At 74.2% G+C, this 8480-nt stretch carries 10 protein-coding genes; 6 read left to right on the top strand and 4 right to left on the bottom strand.

Going from position 1 to position 8480, the window contains the following annotated elements:
• Positions 1 to 919: helix-turn-helix domain-containing protein (locus ACOV8S_RS09550; RefSeq protein ID WP_448317276.1), on the bottom strand; the 919-nt coding region annotated here is incomplete at its 3' end.
• A gap of 124 nt (positions 920 to 1043) precedes the next feature.
• Between ACOV8S_RS09550 and ACOV8S_RS09545 the strand changes: the two genes are divergently transcribed.
• From ACOV8S_RS09545 to ACOV8S_RS09535, 3 genes are all read left to right on the top strand, one after another.
• Positions 1044 to 2066, top strand: a complete 1023-nt coding sequence (locus ACOV8S_RS09545; RefSeq protein WP_448317275.1) for a saccharopine dehydrogenase family protein — start codon at positions 1044 to 1046, stop codon at positions 2064 to 2066.
• A gap of 108 nt (positions 2067 to 2174) precedes the next feature.
• Positions 2175 to 2963, top strand: a complete 789-nt coding sequence (locus ACOV8S_RS09540) for an aminoglycoside adenylyltransferase family protein (protein ID WP_448317274.1) — start codon at positions 2175 to 2177, stop codon at positions 2961 to 2963.
• 32 nt (positions 2964 to 2995) lie between these two features.
• Entirely contained in the window at positions 2996 to 3637 is a 642-nt protein-coding gene (locus ACOV8S_RS09535) for an HAD family hydrolase (RefSeq protein WP_448317273.1), read from the top strand.
• A 65-nt stretch (positions 3638 to 3702) separates the two neighbouring features.
• Here the strand turns inward: ACOV8S_RS09535 and ACOV8S_RS09530 are convergent, their stop codons facing one another.
• Entirely contained in the window at positions 3703 to 5049 is a 1347-nt protein-coding gene (locus ACOV8S_RS09530; RefSeq protein ID WP_448317272.1) for a hypothetical protein, read from the bottom strand.
• A 46-nt stretch (positions 5050 to 5095) separates the two neighbouring features.
• On the bottom strand, positions 5096 to 5629 hold the full coding sequence (locus ACOV8S_RS09525; protein ID WP_448317271.1) for a hypothetical protein: 534 nt from the start codon (positions 5627 to 5629) through the stop codon (positions 5096 to 5098).
• Between the two features lie 124 nt (positions 5630 to 5753).
• Between ACOV8S_RS09525 and ACOV8S_RS09520 the strand changes: the two genes are divergently transcribed.
• Positions 5754 to 6320, top strand: a complete 567-nt coding sequence (locus ACOV8S_RS09520; RefSeq protein WP_448317270.1) for a TetR/AcrR family transcriptional regulator — start codon at positions 5754 to 5756, stop codon at positions 6318 to 6320.
• Between the two features lie 52 nt (positions 6321 to 6372).
• Positions 6373 to 6987, top strand: a complete 615-nt coding sequence (locus ACOV8S_RS09515; RefSeq protein WP_448317269.1) for a DUF4865 family protein — start codon at positions 6373 to 6375, stop codon at positions 6985 to 6987.
• Positions 6988 to 7012: 25 nt separating this feature from the next.
• Here the strand turns inward: ACOV8S_RS09515 and ACOV8S_RS09510 are convergent, their stop codons facing one another.
• A complete protein-coding gene (locus ACOV8S_RS09510; RefSeq protein WP_448317268.1) occupies positions 7013 to 8107 on the bottom strand; it encodes a DUF2332 domain-containing protein in 1095 nt (364 codons plus the stop codon).
• An 83-nt stretch (positions 8108 to 8190) separates the two neighbouring features.
• Between ACOV8S_RS09510 and ACOV8S_RS09505 the strand changes: the two genes are divergently transcribed.
• Positions 8191 to 8480: DUF6233 domain-containing protein (locus ACOV8S_RS09505; protein WP_448317267.1), on the top strand; the 290-nt coding region annotated here is incomplete at its 3' end.

Here is an 8480-nt window from a genome sequence, read left to right as displayed (position 1 = left end):
TGTGTATAAGAGACAGCACACCGACCGTGCGGTGGAAGTGCCGGCGCAGGGTGGTGGCGGTGCCCATGCCGGTGGCGGTGGCGATGGTGTCGACGCCGTCGTCGGTGGTCTCCAGGAGCTCCTGGGCGCGGCGGATGCGCTGGGTGAGCAGCCACCGCAGTGGGGTGGTGCCGCTGACCGAGTGGAAGTGGCGGGTGAGGTGGCGGGAGCTCATGCCGGCCCGGCGTGCGAGGTCCTCCACGGTGATCGGCTGGTCGAGCCGCTGCATGGCCCAGGGCAGCAGGTCGGCCAGCGGGTGCTGGGCCGGGGCCGGCACCGGCGTGGTGACGAACTGGGCCTGGCCGCCGTCCCGGTGGGGCGGGACGACCAGCCGGCGGGCGACCGCGTTGGCGACGGCGGAGCCGCGGTCCTGGCGGACCAGGTGCAGGCACAGGTCCATCGCGGCGGCCTTGCCCGCGGAGGTCAGCACGCGGCCGTCGTCCACGTACAGGACGTCGGGGTCGACGTCCACGCCGGGGTGGCGGGTCTTGAGGTCGGCGGTGTGCGCCCAGTGCGTGGTGGCGCGGCGGCCGTCCAGGAGGCCGGCGGCCGCCAGCACGAACGCTCCGGTGCACAGGGACACGAGGCGGGCGCCCGCCTCGTGGGAGGCGCGCACCGCGGTCAGCAGTTCGGGGGGCGGCGGCTGGTCGATGTCGGCCCAGCCCGGCACGATCACGGTGTCGGCGTCCGGCAGCCTCTCGAGGCCGTGGTCGGGTTCCAGGAGGAACCTGCCGCTCCCCACGGGCCGGGGCGCGCAGACGACCAGTTCGTACCAGGGGCCCTTCACGGCGTCGGGTGGACTGCCGAACACCTCGAGAGCCAGGGCGAGTTCGAAGTTCAGCATGCCGTCGGTGACGGCCACCGCCACGGTGTGGTCCATGTCCGGAAGTGTATGCGCCATGTCGTTCCGGACACTCACGATCGCGTGAATTCACCCGCCAGGATGGTCACGACGGGTCAGACGGAGGGACTTCGGCTCTCCGCCCGGTGACGAAGGAGAAGTCATGCGTCAGGTAGCGGTGTTCGGGGCGTACGGACACACCGGCCGTTTCGTCGTGGCCGAGTTGGCGGCCCGTGGCTTCGTCCCCGTGCTCAGCGGGCGGAACGCCGCGAGCCTCGAGGAGTTCGCCGCCTCGGTGGGTGGTCCCGAGACCCGTCCGGCGGACGCCGGCGACGCCGCCTCCCTGGACCGCGCGCTGGCCGGCACGGCGGCCGTCGTGAACTGCGCGGGACCGTTCGCCGACACCGCGGCCCCCGTCATCGAGGCGGCGCTGCGGGCGGGCATCCCGTACGTGGACGTGGCGGCCGAGATCGAGGCCAACGCCGACACGTTCGAGGACTTCGCGGACCGTGCCCGTGCGGCGGGTGCGGTGGTCGTTCCGGCGATGGCCTTCTACGGCGGGCTCGGCGACCTGCTGGTCACCGCGGCGCTCGGGGACTGGACGTCCGCCGACGAGGTGGAGATCGCGTACGGGCTGGACCACTGGCACCCGACGGCCGGCACCCGTGCCGCGGGCGCCGTGTCCCGCCGGCGTCGTGACGGCCGCCGGGTCCGCTACGCCGGAGGCCGCCTGGAGTACCGGGACGACGCGGCGCCCACGACGACCTGGAGCTTCCCGGAGCCGATGGGGCGGCGTGCCGTCATCGGCGAGTTCTCCATGGCCGACATCGTCACAGTGCCGAGCCATCTGCGGGTGCCCGAGGTCCGCACGTACATGACCGTCGAGGCGGCCCAGGACATCGCCTCCCCCGACACCCCCTCCCCCGTCGCGTCCGACGCGCGGGGCCGCTCGGCGCAGACGTTCCTCGTCGACGTGGTCGTGCGCAAGGACGGGGTCGAACGCCGCGCGGTGGCGCGGGGCCGGGACATCTACGCCGTGACGGCCCCACTGGCCGTCGAGGCGGTGGAGCGCATCCTCTCGGGCCGTATCCGTACCAAGGGGGTGGCCTCGGCGGGCGAGATCTTCGACGCGGCGGACTTCCTGGGCGCGCTGTCGGAGCACCTGACGGTGGAGTTCTCCGGCTGACGGTCGCCGGACACTCCGGGGCCGACGGGGCGGGTCGACGGGTCGGGTCGACGGGTCGGGCCGGAAAAAAGCTGTGCGCCGGAGGGCGGCACCGGCGATGCTCGTCGGGTGGACCAGACACGGGAAGTCGTGCGCCTGGCCGACACGGTGCTGGGGAGCAGCCTGGTCGGCGCCTACCTGCACGGGTCCGCCGTGCTCGGGGGGTGGAGGCCGGCCAGCGACGTCGACGTGCTGCTCGTCACCCGCACGGGGATGGACGAGCGGCGACGGCGGGCCCTGCTCGCCGGACTGCTGCCGGTCTCGGGTTCCCGCAACGGGCGGCGTCCGCTCGAGGTCACCGTGGTCGTCCAGTCGCAGGTGCGGCCGTGGCGGTACCCGCCGGAGGGCGACTTCCTCTACGGCGAGTGGCTTCGGGACTCGTACGAGGCCGGACTGGTGCCGCTGCCGCGGCCCATGCCCGACCTGGCGCTGACGGTCGCGACGGCGTTGGCCGGTGACGAGGCGCTCGCCGGGCCCGAACCGGCCCAGCTGCTCGACGAGGTCCCGCACTCGGACATCGTCCGGGCCTGTATGGAGGGGGTGCCCGGACTGCTGGACAGCGTCGAGGAGGACACCCGCAACGTCCTGCTGACCCTGGCCCGTGTCTGGTACACGCTCGGGACCGGCCGGATCGGCCGCAAGGACACCGCGGCGGACTGGGTGCTGGACCGTCTGCCGACCGGGCTCCGGCCCGTCCTGCGGCATGCCAGGCATCTCTACCTCCACTGCGGCTACCACGAGGAGACCTGGGACGGGGAACTCCTCGCGCGGGTCCCCGAGTGGGTGGCGTACGTGGTTGCCGTGATCGAGCGGTGCGGCGCCGGTGGCACGGGGACGAGGGAGGGCACTGGCCGATGACGCGGCGTGTGGGAGCCGGGACAGGCCTGCTGATGATCGATCTGGACAACACCTTGATCGACCGTGACGCCGCCTTCCGCGCGGCCGTCGCGGCGTTCCTCGCGGAACAGTGTCTGCCCTCGGACGATCTGGCATGGGTGATGGCACTCGACGCTGGCGGCTACGCCACGCGCGAGGACGTGGCGGCGGCCCTTCTCGACCGCTACCGGGGGCGGGTGCCCTCCGCTGCGGTGCGCGCCCTGGTGGACCGGGGTGCGGCCGATCGGGTGGTCCTGATGCCTGGTGCCCGGGAGGCTCTGGCGCGGGCCGTGGCCGAGGGCCGGACCTGTGTGGTCGTGACGAACGGGCGCACGGCTCAGCAGGAGGCCAAGATGCGCCGTACCGGTCTCGACCGGCTGGTGCAGGGGTGGGTGGTATCCGAGGCGGTGGGCTGCGCGAAGCCCGACCCGGCGATCTTCCGGGCGGCCGCGGAGGCGGTCGGCGCGCCCTTGCCGGGCGCGTGGGTGATCGGCGACTCGGCCCGTGCCGACATCGCGGGGGCCGCCGCGCTCGGGCTGTCGAGCGTGTGGGTGTCGAACGGCCGGACGTGGGACGGGGAATTCTGCCGACCGGCCCATGTGGCTCCGGACGTCGTCGCCGCGATCAGCCATGTGCTCGGTGCCGGGCGGCGGTAGGGCGGGGGCCTCGCGACCTCGTGCGGGTCCGGTTCTCCTCCTGAGACCCTGTCCGCGTCGGCGCCCTACGACGGTTCGGGGAGCGGTATGCGCTCGCGAGGCGCGCCGGAGTGTCGGAGGTCGGCCGTCCGGAGGGCTCCGTGCTCCTGGAGCCGGCGTGCGATGACGCGGACGGCCGTCGGCAGGTCGTCCCTGACGAGGACGGTCAGCAGGTCCGACGCGTGGACGTGGCCGCCCTTCGCGTCCCGCACGGAGGTGCTGCCGGTGGTCTCCGCCCAACCCAGACCGGCGTCCCCCAGCGCCGCGGAGAGTTCCACGGCGAACCTCATGCCGAAGCGGCTTCCGTGTCCGGCGGCGGCCAGGGTGAGGTCGAGGTACCAGGTGCGGGCGTCCGCGAGGGGGCTCCGGCCGAACCAGGCGGCCGTCACCCGGCCCTGTGGGAGGCCTGCCAGGGTCTCCACCGCCCAGGCGGCCTCCGCCCGTGACGAAGGCCGGGTGAGGGCGCGCAGCAGTGGCCCCTCCCCCAGACCCGCCGCGCGCAACGTGGTGGTGAGGGAGCCCATCTGGGTGTGTCCGTCCGGCTCGGCGCAGCGGTCGAGGGCCCTGCGCGTCTCGGGGCGGCGGAGGGCCGGACAGGCTCCGGCGGCCTCCAGGGTCCGCGTCGCACACCGCAGGAGCCGGGACCAGGCGGTGAAGGGGAACTCCTCCTCGGTGGCGTCGGGTGCGCGCGAGGAGTACAGGTGGGCGCCGGACTCGTCCTCCTGGTGCACGGCGCGGTGGCCGTCGGTGCGGGTGGACCAGGTGACGCCGGTGCCGCGCAGGTCCCGCTGGTCGAACCAGGCACGCGTCTCCTCGCGGACGCTCACGCGGACGGCACCGTGCGCGGTGCCGGCGGGTGCGATGCCGGTGCCGGCGGGTGCGTCGGGGAGGACCCCGGCGGAGGAAGTCCCGCTGGGGCACGTCCCGGCGAAGGCCGCGTCGGTGAACGGGGCGATCGCGTCGAGGTCGTCCTGCTCGGTGAGGAAGGCGAAGCGGAGCAGCAGGGCGGCCATCGGGCCCGGGTGACGCAGCGTCGGGTCGTGGAGGGCGGTCGCCCTGCAGAGCAGGTCGAGTTCCGACCAGGACATGACGTGCGGGTGGAAGTGGGCGGTGTCGTCCCAGCCCAGGGTCTCGGGCTGCGCCGCTTCGGGGGACACCACGGCCAGGTCGACGTACGAGAGGCCGGGCTCGAACGTGAGCTCGAGGCCCAGATCCTGGGCCGATAGGAAGCGCGTGCGGAACTCCTCCTCGCCCTCCTCTCCCGCCTCCTCCCGCGCATCGTCGTAGGCGCGGACCGCCGTGGCGTCGAAGGAGTACAGGGGCCAGAAGTCCGGCTGCGCCATACGGGCGGCCAGATCGCGGTCGAGGGGCATGGACGCACGCTACCGGCGGGGACCGACAGCGACCGGCGTGACCGCCTCAGGTGGCGGTGCGGACGAACTCGGCCAGGTCGGCGGCCGATTCGGGGGTGAGCCGGTAGAAGCCCTGGATGCCGATCGAGTTCTCCAGGCGGCCGTCGACGACGTGCTTGAGCCGACGGGTTCGGCCCTTGAGGTTGCGCCAGGTGAGGGTCGACAGGAGGTCGCCGGGGAGGGGCATGTCGAAGCGGATCGGTGTGGCGTCGACATGAACGGGTTCGGCGCCGCAGCCGTCCGCGCCGAGCATCCACCAGTCGTCGTGACCGGGGTGGGCCTGGTCCTGCCAGGTGGTGGGCGGGGTGCCGCAGCAGGCGCCGCGCTCACGGTCCGTCACCCGCATGCGTGTGACGACGTGGACGACGCACCGGTCGACGTGGAGGGCATGGACCTCGTCGCCCGCACGGGCGCGTGACCAGGTGGGCAGGGAGGTGTGGGCTCCGCTGAAGGCGACCGGCGGCCGCTCCCCCACCTTGCCGGCCTTGCGCAGGGCTCGGCATCGTTCGTGGGTCCACAGCACGGTAAAGGCATCAGGCATGCGGATGATCGTAGGAGTGGGGTCCGACACGGCCGGACGGTGCCCGTGCCCTGCGACGTACCGCGGGCCGAACTCCGCATGATCCGCGCGGAGTTCTGTACCTACTGGTATGTACACTCCTCGCGTGGACGCAGCGGAACGTCTCGTCGAAAGCACCCGCGAACTGTTGTGGGAGCGTGGGTACACCGGCACCAGCCCGAAGGGCATCCAGCAGCGGGCCGGCGTCGGCCAGGGCAGCATGTACCACCACTTCGCCGGCAAGCGGGAGTTGGCGCTGGCCGCCGTCGACCGGACGGCCGAGGAGATGTGCGCCAGGGCCGAGGAGCAGTTGTCCGGGAGCGGGAGCGCTGTGGAGCGGGTGACCGCCTATCTGCGCCGGGAACGGGATGTGCTGAAGGGGTGCCCGATCGGACGCCTCACCCAGGATCCGGACGTGATGGCGGATCCCGTGCTGCGGGAGCCGGTCGACCGGACGCTGGCCCGGCTGCGGGAACGGCTCGCGCAGGTGCTGGCCGAGGGGCGTGAGCGGGGCGAGCTGGACGCGGGGCTGGACCCGCGGGCCGTTGCCGCGACGACGGTGGCGGTGCTGCAGGGCGGGTACGTGCTGGCGCGGGCCGCCGCCTCGGTCGAGCCGTTCGACCTGGCCGTCGACGGTGTGCTCGGACTGCTCGCCGCGTACGTCCGTCCCTGACCGGCTCCGCCGTTCCCCGTCCCTCCGCCCGTTCCTTCGGAAGGTCACCGCCGTGTACGCCATGCAGTACGAGATCACCTTGCCCGCCGACCACGACATGCGGATCATTCGCGACCGCGTGGCCAGGGGCGGTCATGTCCTGGACGACCGTGCCGGGCTGGGCCTGAAGGCCTACGCGATCCGCGAACGCGGCGTCGACGGCTCCCCGGTCAACCAGTACGCACCGTTCTACCTGTGGAACGAGCCGGGGGCGATGGCCCGGTTCCTGGTCGCAGGTGGCGGCTTCCAGAACATCGTGCGCGACTTCGGCCGGCCCCGGGTCATGCACTGGACGGGCATCGGCTGCCACGCCGGTCCGGCGCGCACCGCTCCGGTCCGGGCGGCGTCGCGGCGGCTGACCGCGGTGGCCGCGGACGCCGATCCGGACGGTACGGGGCTGGGCCTGTCCGCGCTGGTCGAGCGGGAGAGCGAGGAGCTGCGCCGTCTGGCCCGTCTCGACGGTGTGCACACCGCCGCGCTGGCCGTCGACCCGTACCACTGGCGGCTGCTGCGGTTCGTCCTGTGGGCGGGGACGTCCGAGGCCGACGAGGAGGCGACGGAACGCTACAAGGTGCTGCACCTGTCCGCTCCGGAGCTCGGCCGTCTGCCCGAGGGGCGGAACCGGTAGGGAGCCCGGGCCGGGGCGAGGAGCGTCAGCCGGCGTCGCCGGCCGGCCAGCTCAGGATGCGGCCCTGGGACCAGCACCGGCCGACCGCCGTGGTCCGGAGCTCCGGTCCGTCGAACAGTGCGAGGCCGAGGATGCTGTGGCCGGAGGCGGGCCGGTCGCCCAGGGTGGGGATCGCGGGGGCGACCCCGACCCCTTCCGCGGACACCCAGGCCACCGGCCGGGCGTGCGCGGCGTCCCGCAGGAGGTCCAGGAAGCGCCGGCGGTCCTGGGGGCGCAGGCGGGAGAGCGCCCAGGTGGTGGTCACGACGGGGAGGGCGTCGGCGGGGACCCGGGTGAACGCCTCGGGCAGCGTGTCGAGCACGTCGCCGGCCAGGAGCAGCGGAGGGCCGGCGGCCGCCAGGGCGATCTCCGCCTCGAGTGCGGCGATCTGCTCCGGCCGGTCCGGCCACCGGCCGGCGCGCAGCCAGCGGGCCTCGGTGGCGTCGGTGACGTCGACGGGGTGCGCGTCGAGGCCGAGGCGGGCGACGACCTCGGGCAGGGCTCGCTCCGGCAGGGGCCGGTCCCCCACGACCGAGGCCGTCCGGCGCACGGGCGACGAGGGGTCGCCCAGAGTCTGCCCGTTGTCGTAGGCGACGGCCGCGCGGTGGACGTCGAGGTTGAAGCCCGCGGCGCAGTCGAGGTCGATCAGTGCGATCGCGTGGGCGTCGAGGCGGTGCGCGGCCTCGGCGACGAGCGGGCGCAGGACGGTGTGGCGCCCGGTCACGTCGGCCGGTGTCCGGCGTCGCGCCGCGGTGGCCACGACGGCGTCGGCCCGGCGCAGGAGGGTGTCGACCGCTGCCGCGACGGCGGCCTCGGCGTCCCCGGCGCGGTAGGCGGCCGCCAGCGCGGGGGCCCGGCCGGCGAGGGCGAGATCGTGCAGGGCGGCGAGGATCAGCCGGGGGTTCCGGCGGCGCGCGGGGGCCGCTTCGACGACGCGCAGGGCCTGGGGGGAGGCGCTCAGGGCCAGGGCGACGCGCGCGGACAGCGGTGAGGCCTTGGCCACCTCGGACTCGCCGAAGCGGCGGTAGGTGTCGGCGAGGGTCCGGGTTCCGCCCGGGGGTGCGGGCCTGCTGCCTGGCATCCGGCCAGTCTAGGAGGAGGCTGCCTGCGGTTTCGTCGGGTCGCCGGAAAGCGCCCCCGCATTTCGAACGTATACTCGAATATGTGACCGAGTCCGATGCCGAGCCCTCACGGCTCGCCCTCCTGCGCTTCCTGGAGAGGGTGCAGCTGCGCGACCTCGAGCGCACCCGGAGGTGGATCGCGCAGGAGGAGCAGCGCGCCGCCGCGGCCCGGCGGCGCGCGGACCACGACGGGCCGCCGGAGGCCGAGTGGCTGGTCGAGCACGGGCTCGGCGGGCGCTCCCCCGTCTACGTGCACGTCGGCGGGTGCTGGAGCGGTGGCCGCCGCAGCCGGGGTGTCGCGCGCGAGCAGGCGCTGCGCGCGCTGGCCGAGGG

The organism is Streptomyces sp. CO7 (genome assembly GCF_053474865.1).
The sequence above is the reverse complement of the archived record's forward strand: the minus strand, read 5'-3'. Positions and strand labels throughout refer to the sequence as shown.